The organism is Leptothoe sp. ISB3NOV94-8A, from assembly GCF_043421595.1.
Taxonomy (GTDB): domain Bacteria; phylum Cyanobacteriota; class Cyanobacteriia; order Phormidesmidales; family Phormidesmidaceae; genus Leptothoe; species Leptothoe turfae.
Map to the genome: position 1 here is coordinate 2,580,044 of NZ_JAXSQW010000001.1, position 23,882 is coordinate 2,603,925.

At 47.4% G+C, this 23,882-nt stretch carries 19 protein-coding genes; 15 read left to right on the forward strand and 4 right to left on the reverse strand.

What is annotated here, in order from left to right; all coding sequences use genetic code 11:
- Positions 1-66 precede the first annotated feature (66 nt).
- The 5 genes from SPB21_RS11230 (at position 67) to SPB21_RS11250 (ending at position 3,895) form a co-directional block, all read left to right on the forward strand.
- Positions 67-522, forward strand: a complete 456-nt coding sequence (locus SPB21_RS11230) for a hypothetical protein (protein WP_163659206.1) — start codon at positions 67-69, stop codon at positions 520-522.
- 126 nt (positions 523-648) lie between these two features.
- Positions 649-1,155 carry a GNAT family N-acetyltransferase gene (locus SPB21_RS11235; protein WP_163659207.1) on the forward strand — a complete coding sequence of 169 codons (507 nt, stop codon included), beginning with the start codon at positions 649-651 and terminating at the stop codon, positions 1,153-1,155.
- A 60-nt stretch (positions 1,156-1,215) separates the two neighbouring features.
- Positions 1,216-1,764 (forward strand): hypothetical protein, encoded by a 549-nt coding sequence (locus tag SPB21_RS11240; protein WP_163659208.1) that lies wholly within the window; start codon positions 1,216-1,218, stop codon positions 1,762-1,764.
- 107 nt (positions 1,765-1,871) lie between these two features.
- A complete protein-coding gene (locus SPB21_RS11245; RefSeq protein ID WP_499868695.1) occupies positions 1,872-3,065 on the forward strand; it encodes a low temperature requirement protein A in 1,194 nt (397 codons plus the stop codon).
- Positions 3,066-3,160: 95 nt separating this feature from the next.
- Positions 3,161-3,895, forward strand: coding sequence for an SDR family oxidoreductase (locus SPB21_RS11250; RefSeq protein WP_163661585.1), 735 nt, complete (start codon positions 3,161-3,163; stop codon positions 3,893-3,895).
- An 18-nt stretch (positions 3,896-3,913) separates the two neighbouring features.
- Here SPB21_RS11250 and SPB21_RS11255 read toward each other — a convergent pair whose 3' ends face one another.
- Together SPB21_RS11255 and SPB21_RS11260 are read right to left on the reverse strand one after the other, a co-directional pair.
- Positions 3,914-4,171 carry a hypothetical protein gene (locus SPB21_RS11255; RefSeq protein WP_499866579.1) on the reverse strand — a complete coding sequence of 86 codons (258 nt, stop codon included), beginning with the start codon at positions 4,169-4,171 and terminating at the stop codon, positions 3,914-3,916.
- 194 nt (positions 4,172-4,365) lie between these two features.
- The gene (locus tag SPB21_RS11260; RefSeq protein WP_499866580.1) at positions 4,366-5,040 is read right to left on the reverse strand and encodes a LuxR C-terminal-related transcriptional regulator; all 675 of its coding nucleotides are present in this window, start codon (positions 5,038-5,040) and stop codon (positions 4,366-4,368) included.
- A 141-nt stretch (positions 5,041-5,181) separates the two neighbouring features.
- Between SPB21_RS11260 and SPB21_RS11265 the strand changes: the two genes are divergently transcribed.
- From SPB21_RS11265 to metX, 6 genes are all read left to right on the forward strand, one after another.
- Positions 5,182-5,598, forward strand: a complete 417-nt coding sequence (locus SPB21_RS11265) for a DUF6220 domain-containing protein (protein ID WP_499868697.1) — start codon at positions 5,182-5,184, stop codon at positions 5,596-5,598.
- Between the two features lie 40 nt (positions 5,599-5,638).
- Complete coding sequence (locus SPB21_RS11270) at positions 5,639-6,472, forward strand: sulfurtransferase (RefSeq protein ID WP_499866581.1); 834 nt, start codon at positions 5,639-5,641, stop codon at positions 6,470-6,472.
- A 271-nt stretch (positions 6,473-6,743) separates the two neighbouring features.
- Positions 6,744-7,280, forward strand: a complete 537-nt coding sequence (locus tag SPB21_RS11275; RefSeq protein ID WP_163701984.1) for a dihydrofolate reductase family protein — start codon at positions 6,744-6,746, stop codon at positions 7,278-7,280.
- A gap of 384 nt (positions 7,281-7,664) precedes the next feature.
- A complete protein-coding gene (locus SPB21_RS11280; RefSeq protein ID WP_499866582.1) occupies positions 7,665-9,284 on the forward strand; it encodes a tetratricopeptide repeat protein in 1,620 nt (539 codons plus the stop codon).
- A gap of 246 nt (positions 9,285-9,530) precedes the next feature.
- Complete coding sequence (locus SPB21_RS11285) at positions 9,531-10,814, forward strand: O-acetylhomoserine aminocarboxypropyltransferase/cysteine synthase family protein (protein WP_499866583.1); 1,284 nt, start codon at positions 9,531-9,533, stop codon at positions 10,812-10,814.
- Positions 10,815-11,334: 520 nt separating this feature from the next.
- Entirely contained in the window at positions 11,335-12,456 is a 1,122-nt protein-coding gene (metX, locus tag SPB21_RS11290; RefSeq protein ID WP_499866585.1) for a homoserine O-acetyltransferase MetX, read from the forward strand.
- A 42-nt stretch (positions 12,457-12,498) separates the two neighbouring features.
- Here the strand turns inward: metX and SPB21_RS11295 are convergent, their stop codons facing one another.
- Positions 12,499-16,326 carry a VPS10 domain-containing protein gene (locus SPB21_RS11295; protein ID WP_163701988.1) on the reverse strand — a complete coding sequence of 1,276 codons (3,828 nt, stop codon included), beginning with the start codon at positions 16,324-16,326 and terminating at the stop codon, positions 12,499-12,501.
- 967 nt (positions 16,327-17,293) lie between these two features.
- Between SPB21_RS11295 and SPB21_RS11300 the strand changes: the two genes are divergently transcribed.
- The gene (locus SPB21_RS11300) at positions 17,294-19,966 is read left to right on the forward strand and encodes a bifunctional diguanylate cyclase/phosphodiesterase (RefSeq protein WP_499866587.1); all 2,673 of its coding nucleotides are present in this window, start codon (positions 17,294-17,296) and stop codon (positions 19,964-19,966) included.
- 607 nt (positions 19,967-20,573) lie between these two features.
- Here the strand turns inward: SPB21_RS11300 and SPB21_RS11305 are convergent.
- Complete coding sequence (locus SPB21_RS11305) at positions 20,574-20,774, reverse strand: hypothetical protein (protein WP_250564844.1); 201 nt, start codon at positions 20,772-20,774, stop codon at positions 20,574-20,576.
- Between SPB21_RS11305 and SPB21_RS11310 the strand changes: the two genes are divergently transcribed.
- From SPB21_RS11310 to SPB21_RS11320, 3 genes are all read left to right on the forward strand, one after another.
- Entirely contained in the window at positions 20,751-20,816 is a 66-nt protein-coding gene (locus tag SPB21_RS11310) for an excalibur calcium-binding domain-containing protein (RefSeq protein ID WP_348917895.1), read from the forward strand. The genes SPB21_RS11305 and SPB21_RS11310 overlap by 24 nt on opposite strands.
- A 139-nt stretch (positions 20,817-20,955) precedes the next feature.
- Entirely contained in the window at positions 20,956-22,485 is a 1,530-nt protein-coding gene (locus tag SPB21_RS11315) for a hypothetical protein (protein ID WP_490795122.1), read from the forward strand.
- A 15-nt stretch (positions 22,486-22,500) separates the two neighbouring features.
- Positions 22,501-23,835, forward strand: a complete 1,335-nt coding sequence (locus tag SPB21_RS11320; RefSeq protein ID WP_163659219.1) for a DUF1822 family protein — start codon at positions 22,501-22,503, stop codon at positions 23,833-23,835.
- Positions 23,836-23,882 lie beyond the last annotated feature (47 nt).

Genomic DNA, 23,882 nt, shown 5'->3' on the forward strand with positions numbered 1-23,882 from the left:
TTGATGTGTTTGAATCAAAGCTCTAGTCAGCACGTCGAGAGTAGCAGCCCATTTGTTGATAGCCCAATGACTGTTCTGAATCAGCCTAATCCCAAAAGTCATGGACTAAAGCTAGGATGCTTGGGGTGTGCTGGCATGCTTGCAATTATCATCGGCCTCGGCAGTCTATGGCTCTTGGCTCCTAACTGGGTCGAAAACCATAACCCGTTCATGCAGCAACATATGATCGATGTGGCCTGGGAATGGGGAAATTTTGCGCCTATCCCACCCGAGGCGACGGATTTGCAGATTATGACGTCGGGTAGCTCATTTTCTAGAACCTTTAAGGGCTCATTTTCCGCTGAGCGTTCGATTCTAGAAAAGTGGATTCAAGACTCGCCAGGATTGAATTTAGACGAAGGGACCCGATTGGAGTCGGGCAAATTTCGCTATACCATTAGCCCCAACGGTGGAGCTGGCTTTGGCTCAGTCGATCTTGATCCCCAAGGCAATATGATTTATTTCACGGTCTCATGGAGTTAATCGAGGGCTCTAGCATCCAGTGATGGAGATGGTGCACTTTTGTAACAGTCGTCAACCCAGTCTGGGCGATAGGCGATGGCCTGGCCAAGTACCCAGGAGCTGATCCACTTTGCCAAGGTTATCCCAATGATTACTCTACGTCCTGCCACATCTGACGATTTAGCTGTACTGCGTCACTGGGACGAACAGCCCCATGTAATCGCCTCCGATCCTGATGATGACTGGCAGTGGGAGATAGAACTCAGCCGCTCACCGACCTGGCGTGAGCAGTTGATTGCTGAACTAGATGGGCGACCCATTGGCTGTATTCAGATTATTGATCCAGCCCTGGAAGAGAGTCACTATTGGGGCGATGTGCCTGCCAATTTGAGGGCTATCGACCTTTGGATTGGTGCGGCTTCTGACCTGGGCAAAGGCTATGGAACGCAGATGATGCGTCTGGCACTGACCCGCTGTTTTACCGACTCAGCTGTGGTGGCTGTGCTGATTGATCCATTGGTTAGCAATACCCGAGCCCACCGTTTTTATGAACGGCTAGGCTTTCAGCAAATCGAGCGTCGTCAGTTTGGAGGCAGTGACTGTTTTGTTTATCGCCTCAATCGAGAGGGTTGGGACAGTTTGAATCGGGAGTAGTGTTCGAGTTATGTTAGCCTCACTAACGCTGCCATCAGAAAGGATAGATAAGCAAGAATTATGCAATTGGTAATAGCTATCGTATCGGGGCTAATTACATTGTTGGCATCGTCCTTAATCGCGGTTTATCAATCCCGTACTGAATTCCGCAAGCTGACGAAACAATTAGAACAGACCTACACAACGTCACTCTTTGACAAACGCTTAGAGGTCTATCCTGTTCTGTTTAAGGCCCTGAATCAGCTCAACCATAAAATTGAATATAGTTCGCCCGACAAACAACAGCTCATCGAATTTCAACGCCAATATGATGAGTGGATTTCTGCCCATGCCATTTTGCTAACACCCACGACAGCCAAGGTGATTTGGGGATATCACAACTATCTTATTGAGCTGCTAGAAGAAAATTACGAAGGTTCCATCCCTCTGGAACAATGGATCGAAATACGAAATATTCAGATTGTTATTGGTAAATTTTTACGGGCAGAAATTGGCGTGTTTGATACCACAGCAGCCGGCATTCCTGAACTGGAGAGACCCCATGTTAAAGCCATTATCGATCAGCTACAGCGGAGTTCTCAAAAGATTCGTAATCGCTTTGGCTATTGAGCCATTGGTGAGCACAGTGTACCTGGGGGATATATCAGAATTCAAACTGATTTGAATCAGATCTAAGATGCTTGTATCACAGTTCTGTTTTACTCGAACCCACCATGATGAAATCCTGGCTCCGCCCCCCTCGCCTCTGGGTAGGTGAGACCGCAGACGAACAGCCCCGCGACGAACAGCCCCGCCATGCTACTTGGCTAGAGCTATTTTACGATCTGGTGTTTGTGGTAGCCATTTCTCAGCTGGCACACAAACTCAGCGTAGATGTTTCAGTCTATGGATTTCTAAGTTTTGCAGCCCTGTTTGTGCCCCTATGGTGGGTCTGGATTGGCACAACTTTCTATGCCAACCGGTTTGATAATGACGATGTGGTCCGGCGTATTTTAATGGGGCTGCAAATGCTGGCGGTGGCGGCCCTGGCCGTCAATGTGCACCATGGCCTGGATGACAGTTCCAGTAGCTTTGCCCTGGCCTATGTTGCGTCTAGACTGATGTTGGTGCTGGAATACCTCTGGGCTGGCTGGCATATTCCGCAAGCGCGAGGTTTAACGAATCGCTACGCTGTGGGGTTTAGTGTAGGCGCACTGCTATGGCTAATTTCGGCCTTTGTACCGCTGTCGCTTCGCTTCGTGCTCTGGACGGTTGGCCTGGCGGTGGATTTTATCACACCCATGTTAGCGAGGACCATGGTGCAACAGCTGCCGCCACATCCGGAGCACCTGCCTGAGCGTTTTGGTTTGTTTACCATCATTGTGTTGGGCGAGGCTATTATTGCGGTGGTCAACGGCGTGTCTGAGATGCATTGGGAGTTTGCCAGTACGCTATGTGCGATCGCAGGTTTCACCATCGCCTTTTCTCTCTGGTGGCTATACTTTGAAAATGTGTCCGGCTCTGCCCTAGAAACTGCCCGCACCTCTGGCCGCGTCCAGATTTTACAGCTGTGGCTTTATATCCATTTACCCCTGGTGATTGGATTAGCAGCAACCGGGATCGGTGTGGAAAAAGGTATTTTATCGGCTGGCCATGCTGGAGTTTTAGCCACTCCAGAACGATGGCTGTTGTGTGGGTCAGTGGCACTTTGTTATGGCTCATTGGCCGTACTACATCGCATGGGGGTGATTTTCATGTGTAAGGCCCGAACCCGCCATCGATTAGTGGGTATGGCCGCTATGCTAGGTGTAGGACTAGTGGGGACTGAGCTCTCCGCCATGGGGGTAATGAGTTTTGTTGCCCTGATGGGAATTGTGCAAGTGGGGCTTGATCTCTATCAGGGTAAACCTGGGTCCTTAAAGGCAGCGTAGGATGTTGGGGCACACAGAATGCAGGGATGCCTCGCCGTGCATCCCGACGGGGTATTTGTTATTAGGGCATACATGTCGTGAACACAGACAAGGTTATGGTCATTACTGGAGGCAGCCGTGGCATTGGGGCGGCAACGGCGTCTTTAGCCGCAGAACGTGGCTATGCGGTGTGTGTAAACTATCGTCGGAACCATCAGGCAGCAAATGCGGTTGTTGAGAAGATTCGACAACAAGGGGGTAAGGGAGTTGCGATCGCAGCTGACATCGCAGTAGAAGCCGAGGTGATCGCCCTCTTCAATGCAGTAGATCATCAGCTAGGTACAATCACAGCCCTGGTCAACAATGCAGGAATTTTAGAACAACAAACCCGCGTAGAGAATCTAGATGCCGCCCGCCTCAATCGAGTTTTGGCAACCAATGTCACCGGGGCATTTCTATGTGCCCGAGAAGCCATCAAACGCATGTCTACCAAGCGCGGCGGCCCAGGAGGGGCCATTGTCAATATCTCTTCAGTCGCCGCCCGTCTAGGGGCGGCAGGTGAATATGTAGATTACGCTGCATCTAAAGGGGCGATAGATGCTATGACCCTAGGGTTGGCTAAAGAAGTAGCCGAAGAAGGGATTCGAGTCAATGCCGTGCGTCCAGGATTTATTTATACGGACATTCATGGCGATGGTGGCGAGCCAGGACGTGTGGATCGAGTGAAAGAATTTTTACCCATGAAACGGGGTGGGAAAGCGGTGGAAGTGGCCCAGGCTATCCTGTGGCTGTTATCAAACGAAGCGTCCTATACAACCGGTACGTTTATTGAAGTAGCCGGGGGAAGATAGCTCTGCCCCCTTGTAAACCTAATTTTGCTCGCTAGCAGCGGCTAAAAAGTAGCGCTTGCCATTCTGTTCCAGCACAATACCATTGTTGTCAGAATCAAGAACGTTGTGGTCAGTTAATGCTGAAAAAGGGATGAAATCGCCTTGCTCTGTCAAAATGCCCATGATTTTGCCGGAGGACGTTTTCTCTTTCTTTGGAGTTTCTGAATTAGCACCGGCTCCCTTGGCCATCAGAAGCAGTAATGCAAACGGTAGAAAAACAAGAACTGCAGGTGACATTGGCTTTTCCTCGTACGGGTGGCAGAAAAATAACCGACGTTTATTGAAGTCTCTGTATGCTTCAATGTCCTCACTTTAAATTCCTACAAATATTTTTGAAATGATCAAATGCACCAACTTTCTGACTAAAAAGCGCGATGTAGCTTTGTAGTTTTCTGCAAAGCAGCAAGAGCCTCGAAACACCAAAGACTAAATCAAGACACCAACTGTGCCACCATCTCAGCTCGAGATGAAACCTTTAACTTTCGAAACATCCGCTTTAATGCCTGTTTCACTGAGTTTTCTGTGATCCACAGTTCAGTACCAATTTCTTTATTAGTCATCCCTCGGGCAACCAGCTCTGCGATTTGAGCTTCCCGTGGGGTGAGGCAGTTGTTGTGAAACACAATAGGCGCGGGCTTAGCCTGTAAAACAGCCAATCGTGTAGACACATGTAAACAGAGAGCACTTAAATCCGCTAGATTTTCAGTCGTAAACTTGGGGTCCTGGCGATGGCGAGTCACAGCGATGCCGCCCACCAGCTGCCCCTGGCTGACAATGGGGCCAACCATAACATGACCATGATCGGCGCGAGGGCAAATCGTTTGCCATACACCAGGGGGCAAAATCACTTCATCATGAACCGCTGCATGATTTTGCATCAAGTAGCGCAGCACAGGATTATGATCCAAGGATAAAGCTTTTTTTAGCAATGGTGGCGTACGGTCATCAAGGGTTGGCAATTGGTCTAGAAAATACAGGTTCCATCGCTTAGCTGCAAAATACTGCCCAACCTCTGCCATAAACACCTGACGCAGCTCAGCTTCCGTCTGTGCCTGGACAATTGTCTGAAACAAGCTTTGTAGAGGAGCTTTGATGAGGGGTTCCATGGCACTCACTTTTTGCCGCTAGACAAAAGTGTACCCGATCGAGGTCTAGGCGTCAGAAAATAGCCGCCTTAGGGTAGGAGGGTAGCAAGCAAAATAATTATGCCTTCATCCTCTTTATCTAAGACGATAGATGCGCTGCCAATGGCTGTTGACACAACCCCGAATCCAAGATTTAGTGTTGTTGGGTTTTATGTCGTAACTGTTGTGTTTAACCTCCTTTTGGGGGTGCAACTGTTGACAGCGGGTGTAGCCTATTTTGAGAATCCTAGCTGGTGGCAAGCCCATGTATGGCTGGTGAGGGGATACAGTGGTTTATCTCTGGTGCTAGTCATGTGGGCCTATGGGGCTGCTTTTTCAAGGCGTATTCGTATCCTGACAGTGAGTATGCCTATTTTATTAGGAGTTCAGTTTTTGACAATTCATTGGCATCCACCATTTTTGCCATTGTCATTAGCCATTGTGCATCCCTTAGTGGGGTTCTTTTTGGTTTCTGTTTCCTCTACGCTGGTGCATCGGGCATGGCGAATTGTCTCACCGAGAAAAGTAGCTGAAATTTAGGCTAGGTAGAAGATTGTCAGATAGTTTCTAGGAGAAAACCATGACTGATTACGCCTGTCCTGATACTCTTGTCGATACCCAATGGCTAGCCGATCACCTGGATGATCCCAACGTGCGCATTGTTGAACTTGCCATGGGCCCAGATCTGCTGGAAAACGCCCATATTCCAGGAGCTGTATTTTGGAGTATTTTTCCTGATTTAAGTCAGCCAGACATGAGTATCCAGCTGGATCAAGAAACCATTGAAAACGTACTCTCACGCTCTGGCATTAGCCCTGAGACAACAGTTGTTGCCTATGGCAGTGATATCGCCATAGGTGGCGTTGTTTTCTGGTTACTGACCCTATTCGGCCATGAAAATGTCAAGGTTTTAAACGGTGGTCATCAGAAATGGATAGCAGAATCTCGCCCAGTTACGACTGAGTTCTCTACGTTTGCACCTACTCAGTATCAGGCTAAACCCCTGAATTCTAAATTGCGTGTTTTACAAGCCGAAGTAGAAACCTCTTTAAAGGAGTCTGATCAAGTCTTGTTGGATGTGCGCACACCTGAAGAGTACCGTGGTGAGATCTTTATAATGAAGCCTCCGGAGGGACAGGAACGGGCAGGGCATATTCCTGGGGCTGTGCATGTGGAACATACCGATACGGTTAATGATGACGGCACATTTAAATCATTTAATGATCTCAAGCATCTCTATAGCCAACGGGGCATTACACCGGATAAAGAGGTGTTTCCCTACTGTGCCATTGGTGGGCGTTCGGCGTTTATCTGGTTTGTGTTGACATACTTGTTGGGGTATCCACATGTACGTAATTACGATGGCTCATGGAATCAGTGGAGCCGCTTGCCGGGTATGCCAACAGAGCCATAGACCCTTATGTAGACCTCTATATATCTATACTTGAGTTTGGAGATCCGATCAACGATGATCTTGCTGCCCACCGATTCGGCTGGATTCGGTGGGCAAGAGGGATGGTTCTGCACAATGGCCATGGGCTACGGTAAGGTGGCAGTATTCAGCTACCAGGCAGTTAGCCTCTAACCATGGAAGCTGGAGCTGGAGCTGAGCTGTTGCTGGTTAACTGAGCTTGATAATCGGCAATTTAGCCCAAGTCCCAGATATTGATGGAGATTTTTAAGCGATGGCCAACTACGTCTATATTGCAACCAGCCTCGACGGATTTATCGCTACACCCGACGGTGGTGTTGATTGGCTTGACGACATCCCCAATCCTGATCAGAGTGACTTTGGCTACGGTGAGTTTATCAAGCGTGTCGATGCCATTTTAATGGGACGAAACAGTTTTGAGAAGGTTCTCTCATTTGGTACTTGGCCCTATGAAAAGCTGGTTTTTGTTTTGAGTAATCGCTTAAAGCATGTTCCTGATAACTTAGTAGACAGTGTGGAAATTGTCAGTGGCAACGATCTCAAAACACTGGTTGGACAGTTGGATAAACGTGGGTACCACAATTTGTATATTGATGGCGGTCGCACCATCCAAAGTTTCCTGGCGGAGGACATGATTGATGAAATGATTATCACCAGAGTCCCTGTCTTACTAGGCGATGGCATTCCACTATTTGACAAACTTATAAATAAACTGCAATTTAGGCATAACAAGACTGAGCTATTTAACAATATGCTGGTGAAGAGTGCTTACAGTCGCATTAGAGCATGATTTTTGTAGTAAGGAGCAAGCCATAAATAACATCCAAACGTAACTGTTGAAGAGACGTTCCAGGGAACGTCTGTACATTCAAAATTTGGAAGTTAATTGATTTTGCTTTCCAAGCATATATTCGTTTTGTAAACTTGCCATCTTTTCGGGTTGAGACGAGTATTTAGGAGCGTTTCCACAAATATCTCTATTTCTGTCGAGATCGATATTTTACAACCTTTAAATTTAGAAAAAGATCCGTATAACAAACACATACACAAATTAGGTGTTGTTAGCTTGAGTGCAAATCAACAGTTTATAGCTATGGTTTTCAACCATAAAACCCTTGTCAATAGATAACTCCTTTACTTGTCAATAGATCATTCCCTTACTAAATACCTTATTATGTCAACTCTTTTTTTGAAATCGCTCTTGAGTAGTGGCATTGCTTCCATTGCTTTGCTTTCGTCTGGCCACTCTGCCCTGGCACAATCGACCGATTTTAGCCAGGCTAAACAGCTGGCAGATATTGCATTTGGCTATGCGATCGCAAACCAACCCAACAAAGCTATTCCACTGCTGGAGCAAGCCGCTACATACGCAGGAGGAGACTGCTTTGAAAGCAACGCATGGTTAAAAATCGGAGTGGGTTATCGAGCCGTAAACCAGTCCAGTAAAGCCGAAACATTTCTAACTCGGGCAGTGGAGACTGCTATCGATCACACCGAAGGAAAATGCGCCTCTAGTGGTACATCGCCCAGTGAATCACTGCTTAACCGGACGGTTGAATATGCTGAAGCGGGCCATTTAGAGTTAGCTGTGCACCTGGTTCAACAGGTGCAGGCTTGGTCACACCCCCTGGCAATGGCAGAGATTGCGGCAGAGTATGAGCGAGCCGGTCAACCGCGACAAGCGCAACAAATGATTGCCCAGGCTGTTGCTGAGATGAAGAAGTATGAAAATGAAGACTTGGTGGATGTCGTCACTGCTAACCAACTATTTTTGGCAGCAACAGGTCTGTTGATCCTTGAAGAGCAGAAAGATCTGGCAAAATTGGTCATAGAAAAGAGTGAAATACTCTCTTTCCTCGAAGATAAGGGTACCGATGTTCTTGAAGATAACTTTGAAACCTACCAGGTGCTAGGTTTAGCAAGACTGTTAATCGAAATTGACAAGACGCAACAAGCACTCGCTGTTTTAGACGCAACGAGACCGACTATTCAGCCTTCGCCAAGGTTTCCTTTAGATGAGGCCCATAGCTGGATCGATTTAGCACAGTTATATAGCAGGCTGGGCAGTGATCAGGCCGAGAGTACCTGGGAAAAAGCCAGAGCAATTGTAGAGCAAATGCCTAATTCCCATGAGCAGTCATCGGCGTGGGGTGCACTGGTAAGAGCATACTCAGAGTCAGAAGACTTTGAGCGAGCCCTGGCCTTGGCAGAGACCATAAAGAATAGTAGTGCACGACAACGGGCCTATGGGGCAATTGCGGTGGCCTATGCTAAAGCTGGATTGGTGGAGGATGCCAATGGCCTTGTGGAGTCCATAGGGATGCCTGACTTTGCTATACAAGATGTGATCCGTACCTATTTAGAAACTGAACAGTATGCTGAGGCTGAACGCCTGGCCAAGCAGCCTGACATGTTAGATTTTCTGCCCCAGGTTGGCAGCGCCTATTGTAGGATGGAACTACCGGAGCGTGTGGTGCCTTTGTTTGAGTACTTGAGCGAAACAAACTCTCCCCCTGTAACTTGGCTCCGTCAGTGTACGGCCACTGCATTTGCAAGACAAGGACAGTTTGATCAGGCCATGGAAGTGGCGCAGACAGTGACCGGACCTGAGACTAAGGCTGCTGTGCTGGTTGCGATCGCAGCCCAACATACCAACCCATCCAACCATTCAGCCTGGGGCCGGTTTGTACAACGGTTGCCCTATCCCCTGCGCGCCTGGTTAAGCCCTGCTGAAACCCAGGAAGCCGTTGACATACTTGACCAAGCCCTGGCTCTAATTCAAACAGATTCCTAGCTCGTAGCCAGTATGCCGACGATGACAGGTCTTTGACCGTGACAACCTTTGTCGCGTCGCTGTTCTAGCTGTACCGTAACAGTTCTTGCCCAGGTCCCCTCTAATATTATTGTCAGTCTGAAATGTTTTGAGATGTTTTGTGATTAACTGCAGTCAGGTCGTAAAGAATCCACCGACGACTTTCATGGGATTATCTTGCCTGAGCTAGAATTTCATGACGATTTATCACTGTAAAGAGGGTTTTTCATGAGTGCAGAACACGGATTGGGGACAAAGTGTCTACATGCAGGTCAAGAGCCTGATCCCACCACCATGGCTCGCGCTGTGCCCGTCTATCGCACTACCGCCTATGCCTTTCGGGATACTGAACACGCAGCTAACTTGTTTGCCCTGAAAGAACTGGGCAATATCTATACGCGGTTGATGAATCCTACCCAGGATGTTTTAGAAAAGCGGGTTGCTGCCATTGAAGGTGGAGCTGCAGCCCTGGCCGTGGCGTCTGGAACCAGCGCTATTTTTTATAGCATTATTAACATTTGCCAGGCTGGGGATGAAATTGTTTCCGCTAATACGCTGTATGGCGGGACCTACACCATGTTCAAGGACATCCTGCCCCAGTTTGGCATCAAGGTGAACTTTGTCGATCCCCGCAATCCAGAGAATTTCCGGTCCGCGATTACGGATAAGACCCAGCTGGTGTTCTGTGAAACGGTCAGTAACCCAGGGTTAGAAGTATCGGATTTAGATGAGATCGCTGCGATCGCCCATGAAAATGGCCTGCCCCTTGTTGTTGACAGTACCTTTACAACACCCTATTTAATTCGCCCCATAGAACATGGTGCCGATATTGTGATCCATTCCCTAACCAAGTGGTTAGGAGGCCACGGCACAGGCATCGGCGGCATCATGGTAGACTCCGGCAAATTTGACTGGACCTCCGGCAAGTTTCCCCTCATGAGTGAGCCAGACCCCAGCTACCACGGTTTGCGATATGCCCATGACCTGGGCCCCTTGACCCCGATCGCCTATACCCTGCGTATGCGGCTTGTGCCCCTACGTAACCTAGGAGCCTGCATTTCCCCAGATAATTCCTGGATATTCCTCCAAGGTATAGAAACCCTGCATTTACGCATGCAGCGCCATTGTGAAAATGCCATGGCCGTGGCCGAGTTTCTGCAACAGCATCCCTCTGTAGAGTGGGTGCGTTACCCTGGCCTAGAAACCGATAAAGCCCACTCCACTGCCAAACGGTATCTGAAAAATGGATTTGGAGCCATGGTTGTCTTTGGCATCAAAGGGGGAGCTGACGCAGGCAAGAAGTTCATTGAGCAGCTGACGTTATTCTCTCACCTGGCAAATGTAGGGGATGCGAAAAGTCTGGCCATTCACCCATCCACAACAACCCACTCGCAGCTGTCAGAGTCTGACCTGCAAAGTGCCGGCATCGCTCCCGAACTGATCCGTCTAGCCATTGGCATTGAAGACATCGATGACATTATTGATGACCTCAAACAAGCCCTAGCCGCATAGAGTACATGCGCCTTGATTACGAAGGTGCCATCGGACTATCCTCTCCTTCATAAGGGGAGGTGTACACACAAGTGCTCGTCAATAGCCTTTAGATTGCCTCACCCCCTCTAACTCCCCCTAAAGCCCTCCAGGCATGGGCTAAAGCCTAAGGTAAGGGGGAGGACTGGAGCTTCCCCCCTTGGTAAGGGGGGATTGAGGGGGGTAGTGCAGGAGATTGAGGTTCAACATGAGATGTGTATACACCGTAGCCCCTTACCAAGGGGGAATTAAGGGGGGTAATGCAGGAGTCTGAACTCTCTGCCGAGATATGTGTACACCGTGGCTCTTGAAGGGGGGATTAAAGGGATTAAAGGTAGGGCTGATTCATTTTTCCGTTTGCAGGAAAGCATGTAAATAAAGTAGTTTTATAAGAATGTCTTGTTTCTTCTGCGCAATCTAAACATTAGTCCCATGGCTTAACACATCAACTCTTCAAGCCTCCACCATCCCCTTTCAACTCTTCTCTCCCATCGCTTACCTAATGAGTATTGGCTCAGTCCAGACCAAGTTTTTCCACCTAGACGAACCTTTTCCTTTAGATTCAGGAGAATCTTTTGACGCCATCACCCTGGCCTATGAAACCTATGGCACCCTCAACAGCGATGCCAGTAATGCCATCCTGGTTCTACATGCCCTAACGGGTAGTCAGCATGCCGCTGGTATCAACAAAACATTACCAGGGGCGGAGTCCCTGTGGACAGATGACTGTGTTGTTGGCTGGTGGGACACCTTTATTGGCCCAGGTAAGGCCCTGGATACAAATCGTTATTTTGTTATCTGTGCTAACTACTTGGGGGGGTGCTATGGGTCAACAGGGCCACGCTCTCTTAATCCACGCACGGGTAAGCCCTACGGCAGCCAGTTTCCCCAGGTAAGTGCCTGGGATGTGATCCGCAGTCAGCTACAGTTGCTGGATTTTCTGGGTATTGACTGTTTGCATGCTGTGATTGGTGGGTCAATGGGCGGTATGCTTTCGATTTTGTTAGCCACCCGCTGCCCCCACCGGGTCAAGAATGTTTTGCCCATCGCAACCGGGTTAGAAACCACGGTGCTCCATCGGGTCCATAACTTTGAGCAAATTCTATCAATTCGTAATGATCCCAAATTTCAAGGCGGCGACTACTACGATACAGAGCCACCCAAAGAAGGTTTGTTATTAGCTCGGATTATTTCCCATAAAACCTTTGTGTCACTGGCCGTAATGGAAAAACGGGCACGGCAAGAAATTACGATAGACCAGCCCATTGGACAGTTTTACGAACTATCTAACCCGATTGAGTCCTATATGTTCCATCAGGGCAAAAAATTTGCAGAGCGATTTGATGCCAATAGCTATCTGCGCATTATGGATATGTGGCAGCGGTTTAGCCTCAATGCACAACAGCCAGCCTTATTTGAAAAATGTGCCCACCAGCAGTATCTGATTTTTAGCGTCGATTCTGATGTGTGTTTTTACCCAGAAGAACAAAAGGTCATTGTCAGGGCATTGAAAGCAGCTCAGATGAATGTAAAACACATTACAGTGCATTCTGATAAAGGCCATGATTCCTTTTTGCTAGAGCCAGATCTCTATGCACCGTATATCCAGTTTGTTTTGGATTGAGACCATGCCACATTTTTAGGGCAATAGGCTGCGAGAACCTGATCAGCTCCGTGGTCTGTACTTATAAAAATGCGTTTTCTCTAATTTGCCATAGTTGGGATCAGATGGATTATTAAAGTAATCCCAAACCCATCGTTGCACTTCAAATGCAGTAATCCTATTTTCTCCCTGGGCTTTCTGATTATGAACATCGCCAAATGCCTGGAGTAGGCTGTCGCACTTTTTAACCTTGGCAGTAACCTCCTGATGACAGTCTCTAAAGGTTAAACGATAGCGAGTATTCATGGGTGCATAGATAAATTTATGAGTCGGCTCATGCACCTTTTCCCCAGAATCATAATGGGCAATCAGCTTATTGTAGCCAACCATACCTGAGTCGTCATAGCCAGAGAACATTTGGAGAGATGTTAGTGGGTAATACTCCCGATGCTTCACCCAGATAAATGACATGGTAACAATCAGCACCGAAACTAAAATCGGATAGAAAAATATCCGCTTGGGACGTAAGGTCTCTCCTTTAGGGGAGTTACTCTGGGCAAACTTAAACCAGCCACGCCTATTCAACCAACGACGGATCGCCGTGTAATCATAAAAGATTAGCTGCACCAGAATTAAATCAAAGAAGACAATATTTTGCAGAAAGATAATGCCCACATGCATGGCAGCCATGGCAGCTGGCATGATCCAGCGGGCCCAGCGGGAGAAGAGAACTAAACCATAGGCCAGCTCACCATATATCCCCACAAAGCCCAAAAAGCCAAACACAATGTCAGGGGCATGAACCAAATGTAGGGAAATAGTCCAGTCAGTTTGCAGTGGCTCTAACGTGGTAGAAAGTAGTTTGGCCTTGAGATTCTGGGGGGCCCACCAGTAGAATCCAGAGAAGTAAATCTTACTCAGCCCAGCCTGAATATACGAAACCCCCAAAATTAGCCAACAAGCATAGCGTGCCCAAGCATAAATGGGCGCGGGTTCATCGGCGACGGGCACGGGCTCACCGCGCCGCTGTTTTAACCAGCGATCAACCGATAGCGCATCATTACACGGTGCAAAGGAGAGGACGGCCAGCAGGTAAACGGGGAGCAGCCCAGTGTGGTAAAACCAGGTGTACTGTCGTAAAATACCGCCCAAAACCAGATAGAAAAGGGCTCCCAATGGCAGTACCCAGCGAGTCTTCAAGCCAATGGTACCTAAGATCAGTACCAGGGCCGTTATCCACTCAAAAAGCTGGAGGCTGGGCTGATGGCGAGAGAACGCCTCAAATCCAGGAATATTGTAGAAATAATCCATCACCCCCATGGAATGACGAATCTCAATTGGCAGGAGGGCGCTGCTAGGCAGATCCTCCATCCACAGGGTCATGAGTACTAGCGTGCCGCAGCTAACAATGCGAATTGCGGCCAAGGATTCGGCAGTGGTTTCGGGAACAAAACGTCGGACAAACCAGGGACTGGTGACCAGCCAGGAAACGGCGGCAAATCCCAGGCAGATAAAGAAGCCATTTTCTGCCGACTGTTGCGGTGCAAACAGCCGTTCAAAGGCAACCCAGCCAACTGCACCCACCACACCTGCTAGACAAATGATTAAGCGAATGTTACGTGTGGAGATGCGCTCAAACGAAATCCGCTTGAACAGGGCAATGCCGCTGGCTGCCAAGATTGCCAGTACCCCAAAACCGGTTAGCTTACGTTTGTTCAGACGCAGATACATGCCCACGGTTTCCGGCGTACTGGGGGCCGCAATTTGAGCGATCTTGAGCCGAGGCACAGACAATACATCCCAGTTCTCACCGCCGTCAGTGGATCGATAGATGGCGGTGTCAACGGCCCCAAAACCAAAGATGGTGTTATCTTCTGCATAGTTTGGAGAAAACTGAAGCGCCCGACCCGCACAGGGAACATGGGTATATCGTGAGAACGCCAGATTGGGATCGCCGATGGCCTTAAATGAATTGCCGCCATCTTCACTTTTGAAGAGACCCCGTCCGCGAACGCTAGCGATCACAGTTTTATCGTTGACGTAATTGGGGGAGATATCCACCGCTTCGATAAAGGGATTGGCTCCATAGCCTTTACCGTCTAGATGTTCCCAAGTTTTGCCTCCGTCTTCAGTGCGATATAGGCCCTTGCCTGAGGCCACAAATAGGGTCTGATCGCTAGCAACGTTAGGAGAAACAGCTATCTGTGCAAACGGTAGCTCTTCTAAATCAGTATTCTCTGTTAACAGCGACCACTTCTGACCGGCATTCTCACTTTTATAAACACCGCGAATTCCCGTGTTAAAAAGGGTCTGATCATTGGCAAAGTCAGGTGAGATCACCAGGGATGGGGAATCATTGCCCAGTTGCTTGTCTAGCTGGCCGACACGTTCATAGGTTTTACCGGCATCTTGAGACCGAAAAACAAGTCCCTTCTGGTTGGTACTAAAGACCGTTTGATCCGCCTTAAAGTTGGGGGAAACGCCCAAACTGACACCTCGGACTTCCTGACTTAATGGATGCACAGACCAGTTCTGACCACCGTTGGCTGACCGTAGAATTTTAGTGTAGAGAATCGATGAAAAGAGGGTTTGATCGTCGGCGTAGTTACTAGAAAGGGCAATGTCAAAAAAGCGGCGGGGATCTTGCTCACTAGTGGCTGCATCCAAGGGCTTAAAGCTATTGGTAAATAGAGGCAGGTGTAGTCCCTCGTTAATGCTTTGCCAGGTGTTACCGGCATCATTACTGATGTAAAGTTCACCCACGTAGGTTGCGATCGCAACCGTCTGATCCTCAGCAAATGTGGGTGATACTGCCATACTGACTACAGTGCCCAAGGACAGCACCTCTAGCTGCTCCCAATGCTGGCCATTATCTTGACTGCGAAATAGTCCATCAAACCCGCCCAAAAACAACGTGCTGTCTTTGGCATAGCCAGGGGAAACAGCCAACTCCTCAAAATGAGGCACCTCCATGTCGTCGGCTTGCTGATCCCGAGTCAATCCCTGGGCCAGGGTAATCCACACCTTCTCTGTAGGATCCCACTGCCACGTACCCGCTTCCCATGTGGATAGCCATAGGTTACCGTCAGGAGTAAACGCCAGATCCTGAGTGCGCAGATCCAAGAGGCCATCACTTACAGGAGAAAAAGACTTGGCATTATCAGTGGATTGATAAACACCGTCTGACTCAGTACCAACGTAAATGACTGATGGGCTAGCGGCAATTGCTTCAACAATACCGGTGTCTGGTATTTGAGTGAGCGTTGTCCAGGTAACGCCATTGTCTTCCGAGCGCCAAATCTGCCCCTGATCATCCCCAAGCAGCAGGAATTGATTCTCTGGATCAAACGCCAATTCAGTGGCTGCAACATTGGCCAATACCATCGACCACTGCTCTCCACCATTGTCTGTGCGGTAGAGACGACCATCATGACTTTGAGTAAAAGCTAGCTGGGCATTCACAGGAGACGCCTCAACCCACTGTAAATCCAGATCATCTAGACCTGCATTAAAGGGTTTCCACGTATTACCACCATCCTTGGAACCATAGATGCCATCTCCAGCTGTTGTCAGGTAGAGAGTTGACTGGTCGCCAGGGGCAATGGCCAGGGCCACTAAAGCCTCATGATTATCCAGACCATTATTCAAACGAAACCAGGTCTCACCCTGATCTTTGGACCGCAGTAGATTTTTACGAACCAGCGCATAGACCGTACTGTCTTGCTCATAGTTGGGCGAAACAACGACCTGTGGAACAACATCATGGGGCCGATGGGCATACGCTGGTGGCACCCCCATGTTCCACGCCACCAGAATTATCAGGAGGCAGAATATCCAAGAAAACAGAGCTTTTGAAAGCGTAGAGGACCAGCGAGTAATCATCTCTTTCATTACAAACCTCGTTATCGAGAACCCCATCACATTCAAGTCAGAATCTATATCAAGCAACTACGAGAAACCTCAAACGGTTAAATAACTGTCAAGACCCAAAAGTATGACCTTCTAACCAGGAGGTCGATACTAGCTATAAAACTTTATCTAACAGCTTTACTCAACTCTGTAGAGGCTCAGCACCATAGATTCACCGCTAAACGACCAGTCAGGACTTTTACGTCAGATATCTGTGGACTATCTGCGAGTAATATCCAGAACAGAGTAAACTTTATAAAGATGTAAAAGTACTCATAAAGTACTTACGATGAAGGATACTGCCTACTGAGATGATGGAAACTAATGAGTGGGTGTATTCACGTAAAATTCATATTACACACAAGATCTACGTAAATTCTCTACCCCCACCTCACAAGTTGAATAAGATTTAAACATTTGTAACGATGTAGTACAACAGGAATATCAGTAAACAGGGTGAAGCAGGAAGGGGTCATCATGATGGAACATGTCACAATCCAGTCAAAGTGACTAACAATCTGACATAACCTTGTTCTCGGTATATTTCAACTCCAGTGTTAATTGCAGCAAGATAATGGTGAGGTATTGCCACGCAGATTGATAGTGGGAGACTTCATTGAGACAAGATTAATCGAATGCATTTTCCAGTTTGTTGATCCTCCGAGCGCACTTGACATGCTAAAAATTGATCGGTTGTGAGGCAAAGGCTACCCGCGCTGCGGATGATGGGCAACGTTAGCTACGAAGGGACTTGTGGTGCACATGCATAGTGCAGGAAATCACACCTAGGGTTTCAGTATTTTTGCTTGGTTGTAGAGATGGTTTATCAGGAACTCACAATTGCTGATGGTTGTTATTCAGTCAAAGTACGAATTCCGATTATGATTCTAACCTATATTGTAGGTATAACCCAGAAAATATCTAAATATTAGGCATATAACAACCTGTCATGAGATGTAAGATTCAATCGTTTCTAGCCCTTGGCTTTGAGGAAGTTTCTGTTTCAGAAAAAAAAACACGAGAACTCCGAGAAGACATTGGATTTTACAGCACCATTATCCACACTCTACCTGATCTCATATGGTTGAAAGATTCTGATGGCAGGTATCTAGCCTGCAATCATCGTTTCGAAGATTTTTTCGGAGCCTCTGAACAAGAGATACTTGATAAAACCGATTACGATTTTGTGAATACTAAGTTGGCAGACTTATTGCGAGAGTACGACAAAGAAGTATTGCTGACAGGCTCCTCATCCATAAACGAAGAATGGATGACCTTTGCCAATGATGGACACCGCGAGCTTCTGGAAATAAGAAGGCTTCCCATGTATGACAACAATGGGGACCTGATCGGCGTACTAGGTATTGGACGCAATATTACTGCCCGTAGAGAATCAGAGGAAAAACTTCAGAAAAGTGAGGAGCGGTTTGCCCTGGCTATGCGCGGAGCCAACGATGGGCTTTGGGATTGGAACTTAGAAACAAATGAAGTCTATTATTCACCACGCTGGAAAAGCATGCTGGGTTATCAAAATGATGAACTGACCAATGATTTAAATGCTTGGCAAAACCTGGTTCATCCAGATGATAAAGACAGGGTTTTGACAATGGTTCAAGATTACTTAGTCGGTAAAGTTGATTCATTTGATGTTGAAATGCGTATGCAGCATAAAGCAGGGCATGAAATTTTTGTGCTATCCCGTGCATTTCTGGTACATCGTAGTTCTGATGGAAAAGCAGTTCGCCTGGTGGGCACCCACGTTGATATAACAACCCGAAAGAAAACAGAAGTATTTGATGACAAAAATGCCGAAATTCTGGAGATGATCGCCACCGGAAAACCCGCATCAGAGATCTATCCAGAAATCGCATTAATGTATGAAGCACGTCATCCTGGATTACGCTGCTCAATGCTTGAATTACAAGATGGTCGACTCATGCATGGAGGAGCCCCAAGTCTGCCAAAGGAATACTGCGAAGCAGTTCACGGTCTAAAAAACGGTCCTAATGTAGGCTCGTGTGGCACATCGACCTATACCGGCAAGCGTGTTCTTGTTGAGAATATTGAAACAGATCCAAAATGGGCTGAAATCAAACATGTGGCTCTTCCCCATGGCATGCGTTGCTGTTGGTCTGAACCGATTAAAAATTCCTCAGGCATGGTATTAGGAGCATTTGGCATGTATTATGACTATCCCGCGCTGCCCAATGAAGAGGAGTCAAACGATCTTAAGTCTGCAGCAAGGCTAGCTGGGATTGTTATGGAGCGAGACCAAGCTCAGAAGCGTATACGAGAATTAGCGTATACTGATGAACTCACAGGGCTTGCCAGTCGTGCTAGCTTCTATCAAAATCTTGAAGCATCGATCCAACGTTCTGATAGAAATATCTCTCGTCTGGGTCTTCTATATATCGACTTAGATAATTTTAAGAGTGTGAATGACAGTTTAGGGCATGATGCTGGCGACCTACTGCTGCAGGAAATTGCCAAACGACTGCAAGCGGTCACCCGTGAAATTGATTTTGTTGCACGCCTTGGTGGTGATGAATTCTGTATTCTTGTGCATGATGATGTAGATGATGATTATGCTGCTGCCCATATGGCTCAACGTTGCCTTGAAGTGATCTCAAAGCCAGTCGAGCTATCGGCTAGGAAATTCACTCCGGCTTGCAGTATTGGAATTGCTCACTACCCTAATGATGGAAAAGACCTCTCAACCTTAATAAAAGCAGCTGATACTTCACTTTATGCTGCAAAGGAACGTGGAAAAAATCAGTATGCGTTCTATAAGTCTAAGCTGACTCAAAAAGCAGAGTATCAGTTTCGCGTGGAACAAAATTTAAGGGAGGCAGTCGAAAAACAGCAGTTGTCACTGGTTTATCAACCTCAGATTCAGATACTCACTGGCAACATTATTGGTGTTGAAGCATTATCACGCTGGAATCATCCACAATTAGGTCAGATTTCGCCCATCGAATTTATTGCCACAGCCGAAAGAATAGGCATGATTAAGCCCCTGACCGAATGGGTTTTGACAACAGCTTGCAATCAAGCAGTTGCCTGGAAGAAGGCAGGTTTGCCAGCCATTCGCATGGCAGTTAATATTTCTCCCATCCATTTTCTTGATAAGGATTTTGTGTCATTAATTAAGCGTGTTATTGATGAGACAGGAATGGTACCATCGGAACTAGAACTGGAGGTTACTGAGAGTGTTGTGCAGACGGATCAGCAGAATCTCTCAATTTTTCGAGAGTTGAAAGATCTAGGTGTACTACTGGCAATCGATGATTTTGGGACGGGGTATTCATCCTTTGCCTCTCTCAAACACCTGACGGTTGATTGTCTGAAAATTGATAAATATTTCATTAATGATATGCTGATCAATAATAAATCAAGGGTCTTGATTGGCTCCATGATAGAAATGTGCCGCAACCTAGAACATAAGATTATTGTCGAAGGTGTGGAGACTGCGGAGCAATATTATACACTTCAAAAATTTGGTTGTGAGACTGCACAAGGTTATCTGTTTAGCAAACCCGTCAGTTCCGCTGAAATATCAAAACTTCTGAATCGTAATATTCTTAATGGAAGTAGTATGTGGCCTGATGCCATCACCCCTTGACGACTTAGCAATGACTGCAAAGAAATAATTGGCAATGCTCCCGGCTGTGATGGTCTAACTCCTTTTCCAGAGTTCTATAGAAAATATAGTGTTGCTGATCTCCGGAAGAATTTAATTTGGAAAATACCAGTGTAGGACAATCTTGTTAGATCGATCTTGTTAGATCGATTCATCCCCTAAATCAACAACGGCAACAATACAAAGACACCTTGATAGTCCATGGCAAGACGTTCTAAGCAGGTCATGGGTAATAACTCAATGCCATAAACTTTTTGTATTATGCATACTACACAATGTATCTGAAATGGATTTGTGTATTTTTATAGTTGCCCTTTTTTTCTAATACTCCAATGCTATGGGTCGACGACAAGGGCTTCCCGGAATTTGAAAGGTATGAATCATGACTGAATAAAGCATTGCACTTTGCGGCGATTGCTTACCTGAAGCATCTACCTCTCAATGGCATGCTAAGTTTCAAAGTAGCACGGTTGTGAGTACGGTCTTGTATGGTTATTCGGCTTTCTTTAAAGAAGGCCGAACAATTTCAACGTGTACTATATATAGTACATTTACGTACACAGGCCCCATGAGACTCATCCTTTCCGCATTAATCGCCTCGCAGTTGCTTTCGGGGATTGCGATCGCGCAGAACCAGCCCCAACTCCAGCCGGATCAACAGCAACCAGAATGCGATCCGCACTACTCCGGTGCCTGCATCCCGGTTTACGAGACGAGGGCGGATGACGTTGATTGTGGGGAGATCGAAGACAGAAACTTTACCGTGGTGACCATCGGCGAGGACCCGCATCGGTTGGACGGCGATAAGGATGGGGTGGCGTGTGAGGGGTAGAAGGTTAGATGCGAAAACGAGGATGAAGGGCCGCATTAGCCATGCAATGTAGGCGCAAATCCTGAGCAATAGTACCCTCTTGGGTACTACACAACCCAATCAGGTCTGGGAAAATGGTTCCACTGCAGGGTAATGAATCATGGGGCCTCTATCAAAATACTGGGTAATTTTGAGAATCGATCCTGGTGGTGAAGGACGTGGATATAAGGAACAGGTGCTGCCTCTAGCGTCTGAGTTCTTCCAAGCGGAGCTTGCTGACCTGTTCGAATCGGCGGTGCCAGCTGACCGATCCGTGCGAACGAGTGCGTCAGTTCAGGTGCTGGCTGATGCGCCAGTGCAGGTGAGATCGCAACCCCTGGTTCAAAAACATCGCACTATTCAGACGTTACTCCATCGCCAATTTACAACCCAGTCCTCTGCCGTATCCCTACAGAATCGAGCCAAAGCTGGCCTATGCCTGCGGGGATATGTCTCCTATGCCATTGTGGCGGAGTGCAAAGTTCTAGCAAGCAAGTTTGCTGCCACAGGACAACTCTCCCATAAGGATCTGCTGCCCTACGTTCTCGATGATGATGGGGAAATCCAAATTGTGCTAGACCAAGACCCGAAACATCAACTGGTGCTCAACGGTAGCGGTAAGCCCCAGCCCTCTGCTTATCAGAGATTTTCAGTCGAAGCCCTGCGCAAGTTTAATCCCAATGGTCAACGGGTCGCTAGCTTAGACAACTGGATTCACCTGCAAGTTCGTCAAAATCAAGACCTGAAGACTGTGTTGTCAGAGCGAGGATTTTACAAATTAACTGACTGGGCATTACTCAATCGAGCCCGCCAACCCCAGTTAGAGAGTTTTTCCCCACACCAACGCCACATTATCAATGCTTTTCATGCTGTCTACCGTCGCGATCGACGCCAGCAACGACACAATCATAAATCTTGCCCAGCCCCAACCCCGACCCAACTCAACGAAATGCAACAACAGTTGCAAGCCCAGGGAATCACCATTAACCTATCGAAGCTGATTACAGAACTTAGGCAGATTGCCCAGACCCTGCGTCAGTATGCCATCTGGAGCAAAAACGGTGCGCCTCAATCAGAATCGTTAGAGGCCGCCGATCCGTATTCTGGTCTGCAAAGAGAGTTTTGTGATCCTCATTCAACAAACGATCTTGACCATATCGCTCAGCAAGAACTGAGGGAGTTCTGTGCTCAGCAACTGATCGAATGTTTGGACTGGGCCATCAATCAAGGCATTCGTGAGCATATTCAAAGTTTGCATCAGCGGCCAAGATACACCATATTTGCATCCAAGGTGACTGCCATCTTAAAGCTGGTTTACTGTCAGGGACAATCTCAAAGTAAAGTTGCGGATCTATTAGGCATGAAAAATCAATCACAAGTAAGCCGTGTTCTCAATCCCACCACACTGCTCAATCGCGTGCGTTATTGGACTGTGGATCATTTCTTTAAAGTACTTTCGACAAAGGTCAGTAGTCTAAATCTGGCAGCCCTATCGACAGATCCAGACTACTTGCAGAATTTAATGCAGCACATCGAAGCCTTTGTCGATGCAGAAGCGTTCCAAGTAGCGATTGCAGAAATCAAAACGGCCAAAAACCGTTCAATGAATAGTCTGTACGCTCAACGGTTGCGTCACTACCTAGAAAACTAGCAAGGAGTTCAGAAGATGCCGTGTTCTTCGATTGATTTTAATGACTTGAGGCTGGTAGCACCGGAAGTCATTGACCTGGAGCCAGATTATTTTAATCGGGCCGTTCATGTGAGCGACCAGGTCCTTGGAGAAAGCTGTCAGTGGCAAACCTATTTGAATGCTCTAGGACTCCAAGGATTTATCCAATGGATTGCTGAGCAAGAGTCAAGTATTGTTGTCAATCAGGAAAACTGTTCTCTTTTACAACCCGAGTATGCTGGTGCGATCGCAGCTGTTTGTAATCTGAGGATCGGTGGCTTCAAACTGTGCTTACTTGCCGCTGAGAATTTATTGAACGAGACGATCTCAATACCTGCAGCAGCGATCGATTTGCCTGAATTCTCAGCCCATTTCTATGTCCTCACTGAGGTTCAAGAAGAGCAAAAACAAGTTGTTGTGCGAGGCTATGGTCGTTATGATCAACTTGTGAGCTACCGACACCTTATTAATTTATCGGCTGACAAGCGCTGGAATTATGCCTTTCCCTTATTTCTGTTTGATACAGAACCCAATCACCTGTTGTTTAATGTACGCCTTCTAGATCCTACGGCGATGGCATTGTCAGGTGTGCTCCCCAAGCCCCCCTTACCCACCATCACCCAGATCGATCTCAACACTATTCTGTCCCAACCCCATTCATCTCAACAATGCCTCTGGCAACTCCTCCCCTGGGCAAAAGGCGCTTCACTTCTACAAAGACCTGAGTTGCTAAGAATGCTCCACCAATGGCAACAATCTCCAGAACAACCAACATCCCAACGTATCCACATCACCGAAATCTTTACCCTTTTGACCCAGCAGACGATTAACACGGCCCAATGGCTGAGTGCAGAGTTTGACGAATTATCCCAGAGCCTGGGTTGGTTCTCTAACCAAGTGTTAGCAGCAGCACCTGAGTTTCGCTCAGCCGATAGATTTAAGGTGGCCATAGATGAACTCAGATATCAAGGTATGGAGATGCCGTCTGAGTTGCGGCCTATGTTCCAAACGGTTGAATGTGACGGTGATCTCTTGCAGCTGTGTGCAGCGACTTGGGCATCAGTCACCCCCGATCCAAGTCCACACTGGACCTTATTATTAATTTTGCGAAACCAAATGGGGGATTTTTTGCCCGATGGCCTCAAGCTCCGCGTTGCCGATCTGACAGGGACCCTGGGTGAAGAAGAAGATGCCCTAGATACTGAGTTTGTCTACGTTCGGGTGAATGCTACCCAAAACACAAAACTTGTGGCAACGATTGTTTCACCGACCGGGCAAATATTGCCAGCAGAGTCCTATAGTTTTGATACCACTGCCATTGCCATAGAATAATAAGTAAAAACGATAAGTGACTTATTTTAAGAAGCTTACTGTTTTGC